The organism is Veillonella sp. DNF00869 (genome assembly GCF_001553345.1).
Lineage (GTDB): Bacteria > Bacillota > Negativicutes > Veillonellales > Veillonellaceae > F0422.
In genome coordinates this window covers 73,034-93,662 of sequence record NZ_KQ960749.1, presented here as the reverse complement: position 1 = coordinate 93,662, position 20,629 = coordinate 73,034, and the positions used below count along the sequence as shown (strand labels likewise).

Genomic DNA, 20,629 nt, shown 5'->3' with positions numbered 1-20,629 from the left:
TGCGTAAAATTTTGTTAGAACTTAAAAGAATAGAAAGATAAATGGCATATGCCTTTCTTTTCACAAGCCTGAATATTTGTTATAATATGGTGAAAAGTTTATGAATACATAACTAGTATTGTTTACACTATGTGAGGTGCATAATAATGAGTTTCGAAAGTCGATTCCAACATCTTGATCGCCGTGCCCCTATTGCTGAGGATAATGTGGCGATTATTCATGATTTAGAAAAATGTAAGAACTGTACTCTTTGTCGTAAAGCATGTGCTGACACTATGAGCGTACTTGATTACTATGATTTGGAAGCAACAGGAGATAATCCTATTTGTATCCAATGTGGTCAATGTGCGGTAATTTGCCCATTTGGTGCAATGTACGAACGTACAGAATTAGATAAAGTAAAAGAAGCCATTGCAGATCCAGAGAAAATTGTGGTTATCCAAACAGCGCCAGCTGTTCGTGTATCCATCGGTGAAGAATTTGGATTTGAGCCTGGTACATACCAAGAAGGCAAAATGGTAGGTGCTCTTCGTGCGTTAGGTGCTGACTATGTAGTAGATACTAACTTTGGTGCGGACTTAACCATCATGGAAGAAGCAAATGAACTATTAGAACGTAAATTACATGGCACAGGTCCATTGCCACAATTTACTAGCTGTTGTCCAGCATGGGTAAAATTCTGTGAAACATTCTTCCCAGAATACGTATCTCATATTTCTTCAGCTCGTAGTTGTATCGCTATGGAATCTGCTATGGTAAAAACATATTTTGCAAAAAATATGAACATTGATCCTAAGAAAATTGTATCCGTGTCTGTCGCTCCTTGTACTGCTAAAAAAGCGGAAATTCGTCGTCCTGAGCAAAACAATGCGTCTCGTTATACTGGTGAAGACTTAGGCCCAGATACAGATATCTGTATCACTACACGTGAGTTTGCACAATGGATTCGTGAAGCAGAATTAGATTTTGCCGCAGTAGAAGACTCTGCATACGATAAATTCATCGGTGCTGCTACTGGTGGCGGTGTTATCTTCGGTAATACTGGTGGTGTTATGGAAGCAGCGATGCGTGCATCCTACAAATTCATCACTGGTGATGAACCATCTCCAGCTCCACTTCTTAACTTAACAGATGTGCGTGGTATGGACGGTGTGAAAGAAGCAACCGTAGAAATCGGTGGACATACCATCAACGTGGCTGTGTGTCATGGTGGTAAAAACATCCGTGAATTCTTGAACGAATTGAAAGAATCTGGTAAAACATATGATTTCATCGAAATGATGGCATGCCCAGGCGGCTGTATCGGCGGTGGTGGACAACCACGTGCTAAATTACCAGTGGCTAATAAAGTAAAAGGTGAACGTATTGAAGGTCTTTATAATTGGGACTCCAACATGAAGCTTCGTTCTTCCTATGAAAACCCTGAAATTAAAGATGCATACGCTAATTTCTTGGAAAAACCATTGGGACATATTGCGCATGAATTGTTACATACTACCTATGTAGATCGCAGCAGTGACTTAGGAGCTCGTAAAGACGTGACTCCTGAAACATGTCCAACATCTCCAAAATTTAAAAAGCCGGAATAATTTAGTTAGTAACTTCAACTCCGGTGAGTCAGCGAATGTGTAAGTTGGTTTGCTGCTGAACGAAGTTATTATATAGTCATCTAAGGATGACAACATACTGCAAGACGAAAAGACTCTTATGGGGATCATCCCGTAAGAGTCTTTTCTATTCTATATATACTCTTGTACATTTTCCGTGTTGGGTGTATAATAGTTTTTATCTAAAATACAAATTAGTGAGTATTCATATGATGTAAAGAGCTAGAAGGATAGATATACGTATACTTTCACGGCTTTCACAGGTATGAAATAGTAGGAGGACAGTATGGCAAAGATTGATATGAATAATTTAGATTTTAGTTATAAAGAAACGCCATTCCGTTATGTGTCTAATTTCAAGGATGGTCAATGGGATGAAGGCGGTTTGACGGATGAGGCGAGTATTGTCCTTAATGAATGTGCTGGTGTATTCCAATATGCACAAACAATTTTTGAAGGTTTGAAAGCGTATTACACGAAGGATGGTCACATTGTGTGTTTCCGTCCAGATTTAAATGCACAGCGTTTGCATGATTCTGCAAAATATCTTGTGATGCAACCATTTCCAACGGATCGTTTTATCGAGGCTGTGAAAGAAGTAGTAAAAGCGAACCAAGACTTTGTTCCTCCATACAGCACGGGTGGTAGTTTGTATCTTCGTCCATTCTTGATGGGTACGAACAGTGTTATCGGTGTTAAACCGGCAGATGAGTTCCAATTCCGTATTTTTGGTACTCCAGTAGGGGATTATTTTAAAGGCGGTGTGAAGCCATTAAAAATCCAAATTTCCGATTTTGACCGTGCAGCACCACATGGTACAGGTCATATTAAAGCGGGTTTGAACTATGCTATGAGCTTGCATGCTCTAGAAGCAGCCCATGAAGCAGGGTATGCAGAGAATATGTACTTGGATCCACAAACTCGTACAAAAGTAGAAGAAACTGGTGGAGCGAACTTTATTTTCATCACGAAAGATGGCAAATTAGTAACGCCTAAATCCGATAGTATTCTTCCATCGATTACACGTCGTTCCTTGATGTATGTAGCTGAACATTATTTGGGCATGACCGTAGAACATCGTGAAGTGTATAAAGAAGAATTGAAAGACTTCGCTGAATGTGGTCTTTGCGGTACAGCGGCTGTTATTTCTCCTGTTGGCATGGTTCATACAAAAGAAGAAGATATCTTCTTCCCAAGCGGCATGGATGAAATGGGACCAACATTAACAAAATTGCGCGAAACATTACTTGGCATTCAACATGGTGAAATCGAAGCACCAGAAGGCTGGATTGTTCGCATCGTATAATAGAATACTTTTACAATGACGTAAACGCATGGTTACCTTAGGGTAGCTATGCGTTTTTGTGTATTCCTATATAGGGAGATATGAAAGTAGCACGAGAAGGGCCAAATTTAAGAATACATGTATACATAAGTAATGTGTATTGAAATATACAATAATTTTTGCTAGTATAATATACAGTTCTATATTCTATAGAATAATAACTATTATATATAACTGATATACACTGAAGTTATGTATTAAGATAAGAATCTAATTCTTACAGAAGAAAGATCAAAAAGGTACATACTCATCCGGTTTATAGTTAGACAGCTATACGTATAGTCAAAAAGCATAGGTGAATTAGAACTTTCAGTATATGTATGCCTAGTGTTAAGTACGCTAGTGTAGTGATAGAGAGCCTAAAGGAGGAGAGGGTTATGATGGAAATGAGTACCATTGCAAAACAACATGAGGAGCAGCGACATTTGGAAGCAAATGGTTTGTATAGTTCCCAATTTGAAAAAGATGCGTGCGGTATGGGATTTGTAGTCAATATTAAAGGTAAAAAATCCCACGATATCATCGACGATGGTTTACGTATTCTTGAGCGCTTGGAACACCGTGGTGGTGCTGGCGCCGATAAGGATACTGGCGATGGAGCGGGCATCTTAGTGCAAATTCCACATGATTTTTTCCGCCGTGAGTGCGAAGTGTTAGGTATCCATTTACCACCTGCTGGTGACTACGGGGTGGGTATGGTTTTTGCTCATAAGTACGAAACATTACGGAATGAGCAAAAGCGAATCTTAGAAGAAGTAGTTCGTGAGGAAGGACAAATTGTATTGGGCTGGCGGGAAGTTCCGGTAGACTCTACAGCAGTTGGCCATGAGGCGGCATTAATTCGTCCTTGGATGATCCAAATTCTTATCGGTAAAGGTCAAGATGTGACAAACCAAGCGGAGTTTGAACGCAAATTATATATGATTCGTAAAATTGCAGAAAAGCGTATCGTCCCATTGAGCAAAGAAATGAGTAGCGATTTCTACATTGCCTCTTTGTCTTCTAAAACGATCGTCTACAAAGGTATGTTGACACCAGTGCAATTACGAAACTTTTACCTAGATTTGAATGATTTAGATTTTACCTCTGCCTTGGCGATGGTTCATTCTCGTTTCAGTACGAATACATTCCCAAGCTGGGCACGGGCTCATCCTAACCGTTATTTAGTACATAATGGGGAAATCAACACCATTCGTGGTAATGTAAACTGGATCAATGCTCGTGAAGGTAAAGCAGAGTCGCCATTGTTCCCGGATATTAAAAAAGTGTTCCCTGTTGTTGATGATACAGGATCTGACTCTGCCATGTTCGACAATACTCTTGAGTTCTTGCATATGACAGGCCGTAGCTTACCTCATGCGATTATGATGATGATTCCAGAACCATGGGAACGCAATACCTTGATGAGCCAAGAGAAACATGACTTCTATGAGTTCAATAGTTTTATGATGGAACCATGGGATGGTCCAGCGGCGATGGGCTTTACGGATGGAACAGTTATCGGTGGTGTGTTGGATAGAAATGGCTTGCGTCCAGCTCGTTACTATGTGACAGCAGATGACCGTGTGATTATGGCATCCGAAGTGGGCGTTGTAAACGAAGCAGATGATATGATTCGTGCCAAAGGCCGTTTAGAACCAGGTAAAATGCTATTAATCGACACAGAAGAAGGTCGCATCATTTCTGATGAAGAAATCAAACACCGTGTGGCTACAGAACTTCCTTACAACGAGTGGGTAAAAGAACATGTTATCCATTTGTCGGAGATTCAACAAGCTACGGAAGATAGCATCCCTGAGGTAGGGGACTTGTTCATGCAACAACAAGTATTCGGTTATACCCAAGAAGATTTGGTACGCATGATTATCCCTATGGCAAAAGATGGGAAAGATCCTGTAGGATCTATGGGGGCTGATGCGCCGCTAGCAATCTTGTCGGACAAACCACAAATGTTATACTCCTATTTTAAACAGCTTTTTGCACAGGTGACAAATCCGCCAATCGATGCTATCCGCGAAGAAATGGTCACCTCCACACGAGTGATGCTCGGCAATAGCGGTAACTTGACGGACCCTAATAAAGTGGGCACCTACGCCGTATCTATGCGGACACCTATTATGACGAACCAAGAATTGGCAAGTATTAAACAATTGGACTGCCGTCGTATGAAATCTGTGACTTTGTCCATCTTGTTTGATCCTGCCAAAGGTGCTGAGGGTATGAAAGAAGCCTTAGACCGTTTGTGCAAGGATGCAGAGGAAGCAGCTCGCACGGACCAAAATGTGTTGATCTTGTCTGACCGTGGCGTGGACGAACACCATGCGCCGATTCCAGCTTTATTGGCAGTGGCAGCGGTGCATAATCATTTAATTAACACTGTATTACGCACAGAAATGGGCTTAATTTTAGAATCTGGGGAACCTCGTGAAGTGCATCATTTCTGTACACTCTTAGGCTATGGCGTAACGGCCATCAATCCATATGTAGCATTAGCAACAGTACGTGACTTACAAGCCACCAACCGATTGGGAGACCTTACACCAGAGGAAGCAGAAGCAAACTACATCAAGGCCTCTGTGTCGGGCATTATGAAAGTGATGTCGAAAATGGGTATTTCCACTGTACGTAGCTACCATGGGGCACAAATCTTTGAGGCATTGGGATTGAATACGAACTTTATTAGTACCTACTTCCCGAACACACCGACTCGCATTGGTGGTATCGGCTTAGGTGGCGTCGCTCATGAAGCATTAGAGCGATTCCAACGAGCTTTCAAAGAGGATGTGAAAGTCCTTGAACCAGGCGGTTGGTACGGACCTATGAAAGATGGGGAAGAGCATTTATTCAATCCAGATACGATTAAGTTATTACAAACATCCTTAATCGAAGGGGATTACAATAGATACAAAGAATATTCCAAAATGATTCGAAATGATTACCATGTGACCTTACGGAGCTTGATGGAATTGAACTTCCCTGTAGGTGGCGGTATTCCTGTGGAAGAAGTAGAACCAGTGGAAGACATTGTGAAACGCTTTAAAGCTGGCGCTATGAGTTACGGTGCTATCAGTAAAGAGGCCCACGAAACTATTGCCATCGCTATGAACCGTTTAGGATCTACATCGAACTCTGGGGAAGGCGGCGAAGATACAAGTCGCTTTGTTCTCGATGCCAATGGAGATAATCGCAATAGTGAAGTAAAACAAATTGCATCAGGTCGCTTTGGGGTAACAACGAATTACTTGGTCCATGCGAAAGAATTGCAAATCAAATGTGCCCAAGGTGCGAAACCAGGTGAAGGTGGTCAATTACCGGGTAAAAAGGTATATCCAGACATTGCGAAAGCTCGTCACTCCACGCCAGGGGTAGAACTAGTATCTCCGCCACCACATCACGATATTTATTCTATCGAAGACTTAGCAGAGTTGATTTACGACTTGAAATGCGTCAATCCAAGTGCAGCGATTTCCGTAAAATTGACCTCAGAAGCTGGGGTAGGTACCATTGCCGCAGGGGTAGCCAAAGCGAAAGCAGACAGCATCCTCATCTCCGGCTACGATGGTGGTACTGGCGCAGCAGGTCGTACATCTGTAAAACATGCAGGTGTGCCATGGGAATTGGGCCTTTCAGAAACGCATCAAACCTTGATGTTGAACCGTTTGCGTGACCGTGTACAGCTGGAAGTGGACAGTAAACTGATGACTGGTTATGATGTGGCGATCGCAGCCTTGTTGGGAGCAGAATTATTCGGATTTGGTACCTTGCCATTAGTGGCAGTGGGCTGTCGTATGGCACGGGTTTGCCATATGAATACATGTCCGTATGGTGTGGCCACACAAGATGAGAAATTGCGTGCTAAGTTTACAGGTAAACCAGAATATGTGGAAAACTTGATGAAGTTTATCGCCCAAGAATTGCGTGAAATCATGGCTCGTTTAGGTATCCGCAGTGTGCGTGAGTTAGTAGGTCGTATTGACTTAGTACGCCAACGCTCACAGGACGATAATTTCAAATTGTCTCGTGTGGACTTGAAACGAATCTTGTTCAAACCATATACAGATGCGTCTGTGGGACATTTACACAGCATCGACCAAGACCATGAATTGGAACGCACCTTGGATATGAAAAAATTACTTCGCATGTGTCGTCCTGCTTTGGATGATAAAAAACCAATTCGTGCTAAATTGGCAATCAGTAATGTGAATCGTGTGGTAGGTACCTTAGTCGGTGGCGAAGTAGTTCGTCGTTATGGCGAAGCGGGCTTGCCAGAGAATACGATCAAATTGAATTTCGTTGGTTCTGCTGGTCAAAGTTTTGGTGCTTTCATCCCGAACGGTATGACATTGGAACTCGAAGGGGATGCCAACGATTATCTTGGCAAAGGCTTGTCTGGTGGTACTATCATTGCGTACCCACCAAAAGCTGCTACCTATGAGGCACATGAAAACATCTTAATCGGTAACGTAGCCTTCTATGGGGCTACTTCTGGTACTGCCTATATCAACGGTGTGGCTGGGGAACGGTTCTGCGTTCGTAACAGCGGTATTACCGCCGTTGTAGAAGGTGTAGGTGACCATGGTTGCGAATACATGACTGGTGGTGAGGTCCTTGTCCTTGGCCGTGTGGGTCGTAACTTTGGGGCTGGCATGTCCGGTGGTTATGCGTACGTGCTTGATTTAGATGGACGCTACTGTAATACAGGACTTGTGGAACTTCGTAAAACTAGTGAAAGTGATCTAGCACGGATTCATGAGCTAATACAACAACATGTATTGCATACGAACTCTAAACAAGGTCGACATATGTTAGAAAACTGGGTATTGTACAAAGATCGCTTTACGAAAATCGTGCCAACAGCTTACGAAGAAATGGAGCAAAGTATTGCTCATTACCAAGGCGAAGGTATGTCATTAGAAGAAGCGCAATTAGCAGCATTTAAAGCAAAATATATGAGTGGAAAATAGAGGGTAGATCTTAGGTAACCGATATATCTAGGGGGAACTCTATCCATAAACTGAATCGTTGTGTAAAAAAGAGGAAAGTTGAGCAAAATGCATCAACTTTCCTCTCTATTTATACTCTGATAACTAAAAAAGGGTCCGAGAGGACCCTTTTTGCATAGTATATTAATTTATGAAGATTACTCTTCATGACTTTTTAATTGCATACCTTCTAACAATGTTTTCTCCGATTCTTCCATATGGATGCGAGCAATCTGGCGAGCTCGTTCCACATCGCGATCGGAGATAGCTTCCACAAGTTGACGATGTTCATCCCAAGTTTTGGCAAGACGACCTGTTTGGCTCATAGACAATGTACGGAACCGCAATGTTTGTTCCCGTAGATTGTTTATCATTTCAACAAGACGATCATTACGAGAAGCTTTATAAAGGATTTCATGGAATAGAATATCGGCTTGTACGACTTTGTCTAAGTTATTTTCGTTCATGTAATTGCCGATTTCTACAAGATGTTGCTCTAAGGCCTCGATTTCTTCATTCGTAATACGTTCTGCAGCTAGTTCTGCGGCTAATTCTTCTAAGATAGAACGAAGTTCAAACACTTCTGTTACATCTTTCAAACTCATATCTGCCACATAGGTACCACGGCGAGGAATCATAACAATGAGTCCTTCTTGCTCTAAAATGCGGATGGCTTCACGGATAGGAGTGCGGCTCACACCGAGTTCTTCTGCCAAAGGAATCTCCATGAGACGTTCTCCTGGTGGTAAAATACCATCGCGAATAGCTTGGCGCAAAGCATCGCTAACAATCTCACGAAGCGGTTTGTAAGCGTCTAAACGGATGGGTTGTAAACGTGGTGCATTCATCGTAGGGCCTCCTCATCATGTGTTTTCGTAATTAGTGAAAGCCAGTTATAACCAGCTTGTTTGATGTATTCTTGTAATCGAATCGCATCCAGTGCTTTTTCCAATAGAACCACCATAGTAGGACCGCTACCAGTCATGATGGTAGGAAATCCACGGTCTAAGAAAAACTGTTTGCATGCGGTAAGCTCTGGGTGGACCGGAAACATTAATTCTTCAAAGGTGTTATCACTCGCCATGAAAGCTTGACGGAAGTCTTTTGCTTTCATATGTGCGGTAACGGTATCCATCGTATCAGAAGTCACACGAGACGTACCCGTAAATCTACCGTAGGCTTTTGCTGTGGAAATGCTCACTTCTGGTTTTACGATCAGTAGCCATTGAGCACTGCTAGTTGGTAAAATTTCTAATCGTTCTCCTCGACCAGTGCCACGCGCAGTGCCGCCTTTCAGTAAGAAAGGAACATCAGATCCGAGTTTAGAAGCCATGGTCAATAGTTCTTCATCGGTTAAGCGAAGGTCCCAAAACTTGTTAAGGCCTAGTAGCATAGCGGCACCGTCACCACTACCACCGCCCATACCAGCACAAGGGGGAACTCGTTTTAACAAATGAATGGCAGCCCCTTGGGTACAGCCCGTATAGTCTTGTACCATACGAAGGGCTTTCATAGCAATATTACTTTCTGTATAGGGAATTAATTGTGCCATATAATAAGGCAGTTCAGGCGCATCGCCAGAGAACACCACAGAATGGTGACGTGCGAAATAGAGGGAATCCCCTAAGAAAATAGATTGAAAAATGGTATCTATATCGTGGTACCCATCATCACGTTTGCCCGTGATAGCAAGACCTACATTGATTTTACTAAAAGCTCGTTGTTCCATAAGATTGTCACCTCAGTGAAGTCATCGAAAATGTTTACATGTACTCTTTATTATATCATAATTAGCTTAAGAAGTGACGATTCTCTGAAAGTATGGTATTCTATTGTGTAGCGGCAATTGGAAAGGAAGTGACTGTATGACTGATGAAGAGTATATGCGTGAAGCCTTGGTAGAGGCACGTAAGGCCTATGATATGGGTGAGATTCCTATTGGTGCAGTATTAGTGCATGAAGGCAAGATTATCAGTCGTCATCACAACAGACGCGAGATTGACCATGATGCGACGGCTCATGCAGAGGTCCTTGTCATCCGTGAGGCGAATGCTATGCTTGAAAGGTGGCGGTTGACCGGTTGTACGCTTTATGTTACCATAGAGCCGTGCCCTATGTGTGCTGGTGCTATTATTAATAGTCGTATAGATCGTGTTGTCTATGGCAGTAGTGATTATAAGGGCGGTGCGGTAGAATCTTTGTTTAATGTACTTTCACATCCGAATTTAAACCATGAACCACAGGTGTTGGCGGGTGTATTGCAAGAAGAATGCAGTCAAATTATGAAAGATTTTTTCAAAGAACGCCGACGTATACGGAGAGGTACTCAAGTGGCTGAAGAGTCCGCACTCGAAATGCGGTAGGTCAGGAAACTGGCGCGGGGGTTCAAATCCCCCTCTCTCCGCCAAAGTAAGGGCTGTGTCAGTAGATGCAGCCCTTTTTTACAAAATGACGTAGTTGTAGGAGGCATGATATGGAAGTATATTACTCCCCTTTACAAGAGGTTAATCAAGAATTAATTCATAAACGATTAGATTTTTTGTTGCGTAAAATTGGTTTTGGTGAAATTGGTTGCGCTGGCAAAAAAGTGGCTCTACTTCGCAATGATTTGCATAGCGATTATGAGGCCTATGAAACGGTAGTGGCATATATGAAAGCACGCATCGAATCCGAAGGCGGCACTGTGGTCTATGTAGATGAGCCTAGCCATCATTCCCGTGAGGTTATTATTCCTGATGGTGAATCTGTGAAAGTAGCCTATATCGATGAACGCATTGCAACTAGTGATGTGGTGATTTCCGTGAATCACATTAAAGCGAATGAGTACAGCGGATTCTCTGGGGCTGTGAACAATACAGGATGGTACTCCGCCAGCTTAGAAGGTCGTCGTGAATTGGTAGCTTTAACAGGTACAGAGCATCATAAAGCGGTGGCTGAATATGCAGCAGCTGCCACACGGAATCGTCAACGATTCCATGTAGGGGTAGCGATGGACGTTGTGGCGGATTATGTGAACCAAGAAAAATTAAAAGACGCAGGTGCCACTAACGAAATCGTAGGAAACCTAGGTATCGTTGTGTCCTACGATATGGTGGCGATGGACGAAGCCTTAGGCGATATTATTACCCAAGCTACACCAGTGGAAAACGGTGTATTAAGCACAGTGGAAAAACGCACATGGGATTATTTCAAAGATATTTCCCCTAATAGCGAATGGCAAGCCATTTTATTACGTGCAGACCGCATGGGACTTGGTACACGTTCCTATGCTTTAGTGAAAGACGAAGAGTTAATCTTCTATGGTGAAAAAATTTAATAGATAATAAAAATCTCTAGTGTAAGCGAGTGCGTAAGGCATAGCTTATACTAGAGATTTTTGCATATTTGTATATGATGTAATGGATGTATCCCAAAAAAGTATATATAAGGGGATACACTGTGTCGTAACAATTCTAATGTATTAGGAGTGACGGTATAGATAGAGAAGCAATAGTTGCCTTGTTATATACAGTTTAGCATTCATTAGGTGTATTAACGAGGATAATACATAATAATCAATACCCCGATGATAGACACAATGCCACCGATGATATCATAGCGATCGGGTGTGATTCCATCTACATAATAGCCCCATAAAATAGAGAGGGCAATGAAGATGCCACCATAGGCGGCGTATACTTTACCGAAAGGCGCTTCTTGTAAGGTAGGGATAATTCCATAAATGATGAGTGTAATAGCACCTGCGAGCATATACCACGGGCTTTTATCGTCTTTCAGGTAAAGCCATACTAAATAACCGCCACCGATTTCAGCAATACCGGCTAGAATAAAATAAAATATTGATAAGAGAATTTGCGACATAGTAAATACCTTTATGTTAACTGCCTTTCATAGGATGAAATACATACGGTACGTTGTGCAAGAATTTTATAATTTCAATATACCGTGTACTAAGACCGTATGTAATATATAGTAAATGATATATATTTTCATTATATAAACTAATCATAATAATTTCAACCACCAAGGCATAAAAAAGCAACCAATCCGAAGATTGGTTGCTGTAGTATCCTATTATTTGGAGTACAATTCGACGATTAATGTTTCGTTTACTTCGATAGGAAGTTCTTCACGTTCAGGAAGGCGAGTTAATGTGCCTTGGAAAGCGTCAAGATTTTTTTCGATGTAAGGAAGTTCGAAAGAACGAAGTTCTTGGAAGTTCACTTTGAACATTTCGTTGTCACGGCTAGCTTCACGAAGTTCGATTACATCGCCAACTTTACATTGGTAGGATGGAATGTCAACGCGTTTGCCGTTAACAAGAATGTGGCCATGGTTTACCATTTGACGTGCTTGACGGATGGAGTTACCGAAGCCAATGCGATATACAAGGTTGTCCAAACGGCATTCCAACAATTTCAACATGTTTTGGCCTGTAACACCATGCATTTTTTTCGCTTTATCGTAATAGCGTACGAACTGGCGTTCTAGCAAGTTGTAGTATGCTTTAACTTTTTGTTTTTCTAATAATTGAAGACCATATTCAGACATTTTCTTTTGACGTTGGTCTTTTTTTACACGTTTTAAAGCCTTCGCGTGACCGAAAACGTTCACACCGAAGCGACGGCATAACTTAAATCGTGCTTCTCTTCTCGTTGCCATGTGATTATCACCTCATAGATTAATAAAACTTTGCACAAATCGTGCTTAATTATTATACCCTATGAAAATGAAAAAGTCAAAGGGCTATAACCATTGTCAAGGGCCGTGTATGTGCTATAATAAAGGGTACAGTATTAGTATTTCCATTGGGAAATGATGTAAGAGGAGATTCACAATGAATGTGTCCTATAATGTTAAAGAAGAATTATGTATAGAACATACACCAGGTGCAGGTGCCATCGTTATTTTTGGGGCCTCTGGAGACCTGACAAAGCGTAAATTATTACCAGCTATTTATTCCTTGTTTCAACGTGGTTTGCTTTCACCGAAGGTAGCCGTAGTGGGCGTAGCACGGACAGCCATGAGCCACGACGAGTTTCGTGAACAAGTGAAAGCATCCATATTAGGCGATCGTGAACCAAGTGCAGAAGAATTAGCATTTATTGAACGCTTTTCCTATGTGTCTGGTCAATATACAGAACCTTCTACGTATGTAGCGTTGCGAGAAGAGTTAGAGCGTGTGGCAACGGCGCATTGCACAGGTGGTAATGCACTATTTTATCTAGCCATGCCACCAGAGTTATTTGAACCTATCGTCCGTGAATTACATGGGGCGAAGCTATTAGAAGAAGTAGGTTCTTGGTCTCGAGTAATCATTGAGAAACCTTTTGGGCATGATTTAGAAAGTGCTATCGCATTAGATGAATCATTAAAACAATATATAACAGAAGAGCAAACCTATCGTATTGATCATTATTTAGGGAAAGAAACGGTACAAAATATCTTGATGCTTCGTTTCGCCAATGCTATATTTGAACCGCTTTGGAATCGTAAATATATTGAACGTGTAGAAATTACGGTGGCTGAAGAGTTAGGTGTAGAAAAACGTGCTGGCTATTATGATGGGGCAGGCGCTTTGCGTGATATGGTGCAAAACCATATGATCCAGGTATTATCTTTGATTGCTATGGAACCACCTGCCAGTTTTAATGCCGACGATTACCGTGATGAAATCGCTAAATTGATTTCGTCTATTCGTGGTTTACATCGTCAAAAATTAGGCGATATTGCAGTGCGTGGTCAATATACAGATTCTGGTAATACAGAACGTCCAGCCCCAGAGTATCGGAAGGAAGAAAATGTGCCACCGACGTCTACGACAGAAACTTATGTGGCTTTGAAACTGTTCATTGATAATTGGAGATGGCGTGATGTGCCGTTCTATTTACGTACAGGGAAACGATTGCCGAAGAAATCGAGTGAAATTGCTATTACTTTCAAACCAATTCCGCACTCCATTTTTAAACCGTTCCATGCGAAAGACTTTAACCAAAACGTATTGGTTCTTCGCATGCAACCAAATGAAGGAATGGGATTGTCCTTAGAGGTAAAATCTCCAGGATCGAAATTAAGTGTCAATACGCTAGAAATGGACTTTTCTTATAGCAATTCTAAGGAATTAGCAGACATTCCAGATGCTTATGAAAGATTGATTTTAGATGGTTTATTAGGAGACCAAACATTATTCGTTCGCAATGATGCGGTAGAAAAATCTTGGCGTTTATTTAAGCCATTGATTGAGGCATGGGAACGAAATGATGAAGAAACACCGTTATGCTTCTATCCAGCTTTCAGTGAGGGACCAAAAGAGGCAGAAGAGTTATTAGAAGGAGGATCTTGGTCGTGGCGAGAGATATAATTCATGCATTTCCTACAGGAGATGACGTGGCGAAAGCAGTGGCCGATCGTTTTTTAACTTATACAAACGAATGCATTGCAGAAACGGGTGCTTGCGTGGTGGCTGTATCTGGAGGGACTACACCAAATGCATTGTTTTCGTTGCTCGATTCTGATGAGTATACAAATCGTATCGATTGGGAGCATATTTTCTTCCTTTGGGTAGATGAACGATTTGTGCCACAGTCGAATCCAGATAACAATTTTGGCCGTGCAAAAGATCGCTTATTTGGAAATATTATGGGAGCTGCTCACTATTATCCAGTACCAACGAATAATGGTACTGTGGAGGAAGCAGCAGATAAATATGAACAAGAAGTAAAAATGGTCTTGAAGCGCACAGAAAAGGAATCCATAGATTTAGTCTTACTAGGCTTAGGTGATGATGGACATACAGCGTCCCTATTCCCTAAATCGGAAGCTTTGTATGAACGTGATCGTATGGTAGTGGCTGTGAAAGATGGCAAAGTATGGGAACGTGTGACATTGACATTCCCAATGCTGGTGAATGCGAAATCTGTGTGGTTCACGGTGGTAGGCGCTTCTAAAGAGGCGGCCTTAGCTCGTGTGCTTCGCCAACGTAAAGAATATGAAGAATATTCTTGGGAGGATCGAGTAGACCATTGTTTACCAGGTGCGGTATTAACTCATGAACCAGTAGAATGGTATGTAGATGATTCTGCGCATAAAAATTAATTGATTTGAAATGCGAGGTATTAGGTATGTTTAATTTTGGTACACAAGAGTTATTTCTTATTTTAATTATTGCCCTTGTTATCTTTGGACCTAAAAAGTTACCTGAAATTGGTAAGGCCATTGGTAAAAGTATTAATGAATTTAAAGATGCTGTTAGTGGCGATAAAAAAGTAGCTAAAGAAGAACCTGCAAAAGCGGAAACCATTGATGTAGAAGCTGGTGCTACTAATAGTCATAAACAAAATAATTAGGATGTGCTATAATGAATTTAGTCATATTTCTGCTCCTTATTTAGGGGCTAAAAATAGTCATAAACAAAATAATTAGGAGGAACTATGTGTAAAGATTGCGGTTGCGGTAGCACAGGTAATGTGACTACGAAATTATTTCATGTTCCAGGTATGATGTGTGAAAATTGTGAAAATACGGTCAATACAGCTGTCCGTGGTTTACTAGGCGTGTTGGAATCTGTTGTCGATTTAGCGACAAAAGAAGTAAGAATTCGCTTTGATCATACAAAAATAGATGAAGCAACAATTCGTGCAGCTATCGACGAAACAGGTTTTGAAGTGGAATCTGTGAAAGACTATGTTCATGAACATGGTGGCATTTTGGGCGCTATTAAGAAAATATTCAAATAAGGCGTACTATCTGGTGATATGCCGGGTATATATTAGAATACAAGGAGGGGCTATCTGGATTGATTTCAAGATGGCCCTTTTATAGGAGTTAGTATGATACGCAAGTTTAATCAAAAAGAATACACCTGGGATGGAGTCGACACGTTGGTATACAAGCAAGATAATAGCCCTTTTAAAGATGTGACCCGTCAAGTTTTGTTTGATGGAGCTTGGGATATTCCATGCCAATTCCGTTATTTTGAGGTACAACCAGGTGGGTATAGCACTATGGAGCGCCATGAGCATACGCATATGGTTATGATTTTCCGTGGGAAAGGCCAATGTTTACTAGGCGACACCGTGGAAGACGTCCAAGAAGGAGATATGATTGAAATCCCTAAATTGATGGCACACCAATTCCGTGCGAACCAAGACGATCATTTAGGCTTCCTCTGCTTGGTTAATGTGGACCGAGATAAGGTGCAAGTTATCACAGAGGAAGAACAAGCTGTGATGATGGAAAATCCTGTAATCGAGGAGTTTTTAAATAGCTAGTTAATCAGTTTACATACAACTGTCTCACAAGGAAGAAATATAAGTGATGAGGAATCTAGGCATCTAATATTGATGTTAGGAGTTATCGTTACTTATGTTTCTTTTTTATTTTGAAGTGAAATTTCATTATACAATTAAGTAGATAACATTTTCTGATATACAATAACGGAGTCTAGTTATAATCATGAGAGTGGGACGAAAACTATACGATGCATATCACAGCTAATAGTTGTAACACATAAATGGACAAATATATTATAAATTTAAGATAAATCCCTTTTATTAGAAAGAAATATTTGTTATAATTGAAAAGTTCTCATTTTTTATAGAAAGTAGGTTACATATGAGTTTTATTCGTAGTATCAATCGACTGTTCAATGATTATCTAGCATGGATTGTGTTAGCTATGGCAGTTATCGCATTTTTAGTGCCAGAAATATTCATGGGAGCAGCGAAACAAACAGTTCCTTTGTTACAATTAGTTATGTTCAGCATGGGCTTAACATTAACAGGGAAAGTATTCTTAGATGTATTTAAACAACCGTGGCAAGTGATCTTGGTGTCCTTGATTCAATTCTTATGGATGCCACTAGCAGGTTGGTTAGTGGGGAACTTGTTTGGATTCCCACCAGAAATCGCCTTAGGCTTTATCCTATTGGGGGCAGCACCAGGCGGTACCGCTTCTAATGTAATGACATTCTTGGCAAATGGTAATGTGCCGTTATCCGTATCTGCCACAACAGTATCCACATTATTGGCACCAGTGTTAACACCAATCTTCATCGTGTTATATGCTGGACAAACCGTAGATATTGCATTTTGGCCGATGTTCATGTCTATTGTGAAAATCATTGCGGTCCCAATTGCGCTAGGAATTATTGTAAATTATTTCATCGGTTCTCGTATTGAACCTGTGAAAGAAGTATTGCCAACAGTAGGTGCCGTAGCTGTATTGATCATCTTAGCTGGCGTCACTGCCGTTAGCCGGGATAATATCTTAGCTCACGGAGTGATGATTTTCTTGGCTTGTTTGGTGCAAAATGTGAGCGGTTATGTAGTGACGTATTTCATTTGCCGTCTATTTGGTTCTAATGTACCAGATCGCCGTGCTATGCAAATCGAAGTGGCAATGCAAAACTCTGCCTTGGCAGCTAGCTTGGCATTGAAACACTTTACACCACAAGCAGCCGTAGCAGGCGCCGTGTTCTCCATTATCCATAACTTTACAGGATCTATCTTTGCGGGCATTTGCCGAAGAAACGATTCTAAAAGTACACATTAATCCATAAGTTAATGTACTTTGGGTATTAGAGCATTTAGAAAATTAAATATCTAGTAGAAACGTCATGTACTTTCATAGCCTTCTATAGGATGAAAGTATGTGACGTTTTTTCCTTGTAAAATCCTAAAATAAAGTATATAATAGACTGTCGTAGTACAATTTGTACAAATATTAGGAATACCCTACTTAAGTAGATAAAGGAGTATAGAATGATTCGTGAAAATCTTCGCAATGTGGCGATTATCGCCCACGTTGACCATGGTAAAACAACATTGGTAGACGCATTGCTTAAACAAAGTCATATTTTCCGTGACAATGAAAAAGTTGCTGAGCGTGTAATGGACTCTAACGACTTAGAACGTGAAAGAGGGATTACGATCCTTTCCAAAAATACAGCAGTTATGCATAACGATGTAAAAATTAACATCGTGGACACACCGGGCCATGCTGACTTCGGTGGTGAAGTAGAACGTGTATTGAACATGGTTGATGGCGTATTGTTATTGGTGGACTCTTTCGAAGGTCCAATGCCACAAACTAAATATGTATTGCGCAAAGCTTTGGAACAAGGATTGAAACCAATCGTGGTTATCAACAAAATTGACCGTCCTGACCAACGCGTTCATGAAGTAGAAGATGAAGTATTAGAATTATTCATGGAATTGGAAGCAGACGATGATCAATTGGACTTCCCAGTGGTGTATGCCTCTGCTCGTGATGGCATTGCGAAAGCATCCATGGAAGATGATTCCACAGATATGACTGCATTATTCGATGTATTGATCAAAGAAATTCCTGCTCCACAAGGCGACATCGATGGTCCATTGCAATTCATGGTAACTACCCTTGACTATGATGATTTCGTAGGAAAAATTGCAGTAGGTCGTATCGTTCGTGGTCGCATGAAAACCAATCAACAAGTGGTGTTGATGAATGGCGAAAGCACTCGTAAAGGCAAAATCGGCCGTGTGTACACATACAATGGCTTAAATCGTGTAGAAACAGATGAAGCAGGCATGGGCGACATCATCGCTTTCGTAGGTATCGATGACATCAATATCGGTGAGACTGTAGCGGATGCAGAAAATCCAGAAGCACTACCAACAATCTCTATCGATGAGCCAACATTATCCATGATGTTCTCCGTTAATAACTCTCCATTCGCAGGCCGTGAAGGTGACTATGTAACAAGTCGTCATTTACGTGACCGTTTGTTCAAAGAAGTAGAAACTAACGTATCCATGCGTGTAGAAGAAACAGATTCTCCGGACTCTTTCAAAGTATCTGGCCGTGGCGAATTGCATTTGGCAGTATTGATCGAAACTATGCGCCGTGAAGGTTACGAATTGCAAGTGGGTAAACCTCGTGTAATTTTCAAAGATATCAATGGTCAAAAATGTGAACCATTGGAGCATTTAACTATCGATGTGCCACAAGAATTTATGGGCGCTGTTATGGAAAACTTAGGTGTTCGTAAAGCTGAGTTAATCAACATGGTTGAATTAGCTGGTTACTTACGTATGGAATTCGTAGTACCTGCTCGTGGTTTGATTGGTTTCCGTGCACAATTCTTAACAGCTACAAAAGGTAATGGTATCATGAACCATGTATTCCATGGCTATGCACCATACAAAGGGGATATCCCAGGCCGTACCCGCGGTGCCTTGGTAGCCTTCGAAGATGGCGAAACAACACCATATGGTTTGAACTCTGTACAAGACCGTGGTACTTTATTCTTGGGTGCTAATGTGCCAGTATACACAGGTCAAGTTATCGGCGAAAATGCTCGTGAAAATGACATGGACGTAAACCCTAACAAAAAGAAACATGTTACTAACATGCGTTCTAGCTCCTCTGATGAGGCAGTTCGTTTGACACCTCCACGTATCTTCAGCTTGGAACAAGCCTTAGAGTGGATTAACGATGACGAATTGGTAGAAGTAACACCAGAAAACATCCGTATGCGTAAAGCCATCTTGGATCGTTCTGCTCGTGCGAAAGCAGCAAAAGCAGCAAAATAATTACATATACTAGACTAGGAATAGTCTATGTACATAGAAATAGAGAAAGTAGTGGGATACCATGGCTTTCTCTATTTTGTTGTGTTTTATAGGGGTGAAAGCCTATAATAGATATATAAGTAATACATTAGTAATGATATAGGAGATACAGGAGATAGGATGAAAGAACTTCGCACACTGCCAGATGGCAGCATTACTTATGAACTGCATAGAAAACGCGTGAAGAACATGAATCTTCGTGTCACCACCAGTGGCGTAGTACGAGTGTCTGCCTCCCCTCGTGTCCCCCTAGGAATGATTGAAGCCTTCATCTGTCGTCATCGAACTTTCATAGAAAAGGCGCTGCAAAATCGAAAAAGCAGAGGCGGTCATCCGATGGTACCAGATTTAGATACAGAAATCATTGTGATGGGCAAGATGTATCGAGTAGTACTAGAAAAGCCTCATACAGTATCTGCCTACTTGAAAACATCTTCGCAGGATAGTCAATTAAGCGATACTCCGTCAGATTCTCCATTGCAAGGTAGTTCATCAAAAAGGAAAGCCGTACAAGGTAGTCTTTCACACAGAAAACTATGGGGCGGGAGCGCCTCTACTTATGCAGTAACAGTAGCAAATGATATATTGCTAGTGCGATATCCAAGTGATCATGAGACCTTGGATGCTAGCAAAGTAGAACGAATGTGGCTTAGCTTTTGGAAAACTCTTGGGCAGGACTTCATGGAAGAGTTAGCACAACAAGTGTATAGTGAGTTTCAACAAGCGGGGTATACAGTGCCGACACCGACCTTGCGATTGCGATATATGACGAGCCGTTGGGGATCCTGTATGCCTGTAAAAGAAATTATCACTATGAATACTCGATTGCTATTAGGGCCTACCGAGTTTGCTCACTATGTGATGGTCCATGAATTTGCCCATTTTATCGAGGCGAACCATTCATCACGCTTTTACAAGGTCATGAGTGATGTGTTGCCGAACTGGCAACAAGTGAAAGCGGAGATGAAGGCATATTATACATAAATTTGCCTAGCATTGATGTACCAAGCAGTAACATGTATCAAATAAAACAATGCCTGTGTAATTGGCTGTGCGAATTACATAGGCATTTTTAAGTTTGAA

17 protein-coding genes and 1 tRNA gene are annotated in these 20,629 nt (G+C 41.3%); 14 read left to right on the top strand and 4 right to left on the bottom strand.

Going from position 1 to position 20,629, the window contains the following annotated elements; genetic code table 11:
• The first annotated feature begins 146 nt into the window (after positions 1-146).
• The 3 genes from HMPREF3032_RS00545 to gltB all read left to right on the top strand — a co-directional run bounded on the left by HMPREF3032_RS00545 (position 147) and on the right by gltB (position 7,916).
• Complete coding sequence (locus tag HMPREF3032_RS00545) at positions 147-1,589, top strand: [FeFe] hydrogenase, group A (protein ID WP_062401043.1); 1,443 nt, start codon at positions 147-149, stop codon at positions 1,587-1,589.
• Between the two features lie 304 nt (positions 1,590-1,893).
• Positions 1,894-2,913 (top strand): branched-chain amino acid aminotransferase, encoded by a 1,020-nt coding sequence (locus HMPREF3032_RS00540; RefSeq protein WP_062401041.1) that lies wholly within the window; start codon positions 1,894-1,896, stop codon positions 2,911-2,913.
• Positions 2,914-3,329: 416 nt separating this feature from the next.
• The gene (gene gltB, locus HMPREF3032_RS00535) at positions 3,330-7,916 is read left to right on the top strand and encodes a glutamate synthase large subunit (RefSeq protein ID WP_369813335.1); all 4,587 of its coding nucleotides are present in this window, start codon (positions 3,330-3,332) and stop codon (positions 7,914-7,916) included.
• A 176-nt stretch (positions 7,917-8,092) separates the two neighbouring features.
• On the opposite strand, the gene HMPREF3032_RS00530 is transcribed toward gltB, so the two are convergent.
• A complete protein-coding gene (locus HMPREF3032_RS00530) occupies positions 8,093-8,782 on the bottom strand; it encodes a GntR family transcriptional regulator (RefSeq protein WP_062401039.1) in 690 nt (229 codons plus the stop codon).
• Positions 8,779-9,663, bottom strand: coding sequence for a 4-(cytidine 5'-diphospho)-2-C-methyl-D-erythritol kinase (gene ispE / locus HMPREF3032_RS00525; RefSeq protein WP_062401036.1), 885 nt, complete (start codon positions 9,661-9,663; stop codon positions 8,779-8,781). The genes HMPREF3032_RS00530 and ispE overlap by 4 nt, the downstream gene beginning before the upstream one ends.
• A gap of 136 nt (positions 9,664-9,799) precedes the next feature.
• Between ispE and tadA the strand changes: the two genes are divergently transcribed.
• The 3 genes from tadA (at position 9,800) to HMPREF3032_RS00510 (ending at position 11,250) form a co-directional block, all read left to right on the top strand.
• Positions 9,800-10,297, top strand: coding sequence for a tRNA adenosine(34) deaminase TadA (tadA, locus tag HMPREF3032_RS00520; protein WP_072270739.1), 498 nt, complete (start codon positions 9,800-9,802; stop codon positions 10,295-10,297).
• A tRNA-Ser gene (locus HMPREF3032_RS00515) sits at positions 10,251-10,341 on the top strand. The genes tadA and HMPREF3032_RS00515 overlap by 47 nt, the downstream gene beginning before the upstream one ends.
• A 66-nt stretch (positions 10,342-10,407) precedes the next feature.
• Positions 10,408-11,250 (top strand): DUF362 domain-containing protein, encoded by an 843-nt coding sequence (locus HMPREF3032_RS00510; RefSeq protein ID WP_062401034.1) that lies wholly within the window; start codon positions 10,408-10,410, stop codon positions 11,248-11,250.
• A 215-nt stretch (positions 11,251-11,465) separates the two neighbouring features.
• Here the strand turns inward: HMPREF3032_RS00510 and HMPREF3032_RS00505 are convergent, their stop codons facing one another.
• Positions 11,466-11,786 (bottom strand): YnfA family protein, encoded by a 321-nt coding sequence (locus tag HMPREF3032_RS00505; protein WP_197413469.1) that lies wholly within the window; start codon positions 11,784-11,786, stop codon positions 11,466-11,468.
• Positions 11,787-12,008: 222 nt separating this feature from the next.
• Entirely contained in the window at positions 12,009-12,596 is a 588-nt protein-coding gene (gene rpsD, locus HMPREF3032_RS00500) for a 30S ribosomal protein S4 (RefSeq protein ID WP_009353000.1), read from the bottom strand.
• Positions 12,597-12,771: 175 nt separating this feature from the next.
• Between rpsD and zwf the strand changes: the two genes are divergently transcribed.
• From zwf to HMPREF3032_RS00460, 8 genes are all read left to right on the top strand, one after another.
• A complete protein-coding gene (gene zwf, locus HMPREF3032_RS00495) occupies positions 12,772-14,295 on the top strand; it encodes a glucose-6-phosphate dehydrogenase (protein WP_062401030.1) in 1,524 nt (507 codons plus the stop codon).
• Positions 14,280-15,029: a 6-phosphogluconolactonase gene (pgl, locus tag HMPREF3032_RS00490; RefSeq protein ID WP_009352975.1), complete on the top strand. Its 750-nt coding sequence runs from the start codon at positions 14,280-14,282 to the stop codon at positions 15,027-15,029. The genes zwf and pgl overlap by 16 nt, the downstream gene beginning before the upstream one ends.
• Positions 15,030-15,055: 26 nt before the next feature.
• Positions 15,056-15,280, top strand: a complete 225-nt coding sequence (locus HMPREF3032_RS00485; protein WP_009352849.1) for a Sec-independent protein translocase subunit TatA/TatB — start codon at positions 15,056-15,058, stop codon at positions 15,278-15,280.
• A gap of 84 nt (positions 15,281-15,364) precedes the next feature.
• A complete protein-coding gene (locus HMPREF3032_RS00480; protein ID WP_062401028.1) occupies positions 15,365-15,670 on the top strand; it encodes a heavy-metal-associated domain-containing protein in 306 nt (101 codons plus the stop codon).
• Positions 15,671-15,763: 93 nt separating this feature from the next.
• Complete coding sequence (locus HMPREF3032_RS00475) at positions 15,764-16,204, top strand: cupin domain-containing protein (protein ID WP_009352998.1); 441 nt, start codon at positions 15,764-15,766, stop codon at positions 16,202-16,204.
• Positions 16,205-16,547: 343 nt separating this feature from the next.
• Positions 16,548-17,486 carry a bile acid:sodium symporter family protein gene (locus HMPREF3032_RS00470; RefSeq protein WP_082717760.1) on the top strand — a complete coding sequence of 313 codons (939 nt, stop codon included), beginning with the start codon at positions 16,548-16,550 and terminating at the stop codon, positions 17,484-17,486.
• A gap of 209 nt (positions 17,487-17,695) precedes the next feature.
• Positions 17,696-19,507: a translational GTPase TypA gene (gene typA, locus HMPREF3032_RS00465; protein ID WP_009352910.1), complete on the top strand. Its 1,812-nt coding sequence runs from the start codon at positions 17,696-17,698 to the stop codon at positions 19,505-19,507.
• Between the two features lie 159 nt (positions 19,508-19,666).
• Positions 19,667-20,530, top strand: a complete 864-nt coding sequence (locus HMPREF3032_RS00460) for a M48 family metallopeptidase (protein ID WP_062401024.1) — start codon at positions 19,667-19,669, stop codon at positions 20,528-20,530.
• Positions 20,531-20,629 lie beyond the last annotated feature (99 nt).

Excerpts from the sequence above, each read along its gene's own strand:
- HMPREF3032_RS00545 (WP_062401043.1), top strand. The coding sequence starts at position 147 with ATGAGTTTCGAAAGTCGATTCCAACATCTTGATCGCCGTGCCCCTATT.
- HMPREF3032_RS00540 (WP_062401041.1), top strand. The coding sequence starts at position 1,894 with ATGGCAAAGATTGATATGAATAATTTAGATTTTAGTTATAAAGAAACG.
- gltB (WP_369813335.1), top strand. The coding sequence starts at position 3,330 with ATGATGGAAATGAGTACCATTGCAAAACAACATGAGGAGCAGCGACAT.
- HMPREF3032_RS00530 (WP_062401039.1), bottom strand. The coding sequence starts at position 8,782 with ATGAATGCACCACGTTTACAACCCATCCGTTTAGACGCTTACAAACCG.
- ispE (WP_062401036.1), bottom strand. The coding sequence starts at position 9,663 with ATGGAACAACGAGCTTTTAGTAAAATCAATGTAGGTCTTGCTATCACG.
- tadA (WP_072270739.1), top strand. The coding sequence starts at position 9,800 with ATGACTGATGAAGAGTATATGCGTGAAGCCTTGGTAGAGGCACGTAAG.
- HMPREF3032_RS00510 (WP_062401034.1), top strand. The coding sequence starts at position 10,408 with ATGGAAGTATATTACTCCCCTTTACAAGAGGTTAATCAAGAATTAATT.
- rpsD (WP_009353000.1), bottom strand. The coding sequence starts at position 12,596 with ATGGCAACGAGAAGAGAAGCACGATTTAAGTTATGCCGTCGCTTCGGT.
- zwf (WP_062401030.1), top strand. The coding sequence starts at position 12,772 with ATGAATGTGTCCTATAATGTTAAAGAAGAATTATGTATAGAACATACA.
- HMPREF3032_RS00485 (WP_009352849.1), top strand. The coding sequence starts at position 15,056 with ATGTTTAATTTTGGTACACAAGAGTTATTTCTTATTTTAATTATTGCC.
- HMPREF3032_RS00480 (WP_062401028.1), top strand. The coding sequence starts at position 15,365 with ATGTGTAAAGATTGCGGTTGCGGTAGCACAGGTAATGTGACTACGAAA.
- HMPREF3032_RS00475 (WP_009352998.1), top strand. The coding sequence starts at position 15,764 with ATGATACGCAAGTTTAATCAAAAAGAATACACCTGGGATGGAGTCGAC.
- HMPREF3032_RS00470 (WP_082717760.1), top strand. The coding sequence starts at position 16,548 with ATGAGTTTTATTCGTAGTATCAATCGACTGTTCAATGATTATCTAGCA.
- typA (WP_009352910.1), top strand. The coding sequence starts at position 17,696 with ATGATTCGTGAAAATCTTCGCAATGTGGCGATTATCGCCCACGTTGAC.
- HMPREF3032_RS00460 (WP_062401024.1), top strand. The coding sequence starts at position 19,667 with ATGAAAGAACTTCGCACACTGCCAGATGGCAGCATTACTTATGAACTG.